This window comes from Rhodococcus sp. 24CO, assembly GCF_050586165.1.
Taxonomy (GTDB): domain Bacteria; phylum Actinomycetota; class Actinomycetes; order Mycobacteriales; family Mycobacteriaceae; genus Rhodococcus_F.
The window spans coordinates 1-758 of the sequence record NZ_JAZFNF010000069.1 but is presented as its reverse complement, the minus strand read 5'-3'; the positions used below and the strand labels follow the sequence as shown (position 1 = coordinate 758).

The 758-nt window shown below is 63.2% G+C and carries 1 protein-coding gene; it reads right to left on the bottom strand.

The window, feature by feature from the left end; genetic code table 11:
• A partial coding sequence (locus V2B23_RS30875) for an AMP-binding protein (RefSeq protein WP_430953694.1) occupies window positions 1–758 on the bottom strand: 758 nt, incomplete at both ends.

The window sequence follows — 758 nt, the reverse complement described above, 5'->3', positions numbered from 1 at the left end:
GCCGGCACCATCTGCCGAACCACACGCTCCGCCATACAATCCACAATCTCCGAAGCATCCAGGCTCACAGACGGTTCCGGCACCACATACCCGACCAACCGATCCTGGCGCACCGCAGCAGCACAATTCGCCACCCCCACACACCCCAACAACGCCGACTCCACCTCCCCCAACTCGATCCGAACACCCCGCACCTTCACCTGCAAATCACCACGACCCACAAACTCCAACGACAACCCCCCACCCGAAACCCTTTGCCACCGAACCACATCCCCCGTCCGATACAACCGAGAACCCGCCTCGCCGAACGGATCCGCCACAAACCTCGACGCCGTCAACCCCACCCGGTTCACATAACCCCGCGCCAAACCAGGCCCCGAAAGATACAACTCCCCCACCACACCCACCGGAACCGGCCGCAACCAACCATCAAGAACAACCTCGGCCACACCCTTGATCGGGCCACCAATCGTCACCGGCTCCCCCACCACCAGCGGCACACTCGCATTCGACTGCACCGTCGCCTCCGCCGGACCATACGTATTCACCACCACCCGACCCGGCAACGACCACCGCGACACCAACTCCGGCGAACACACCTCACCCCCCACCACCACAGTCGACAGGTCCACCAGACCAGCAGGATCGATCGTCCCCAACACCGTCGGAGTCAACGCAACATGAGTCACCCCCTCCCGCACCAACAACTCCCGAAGATCATCACCTCCGAACACCTCCGGCGGAGCCACCACCAACCG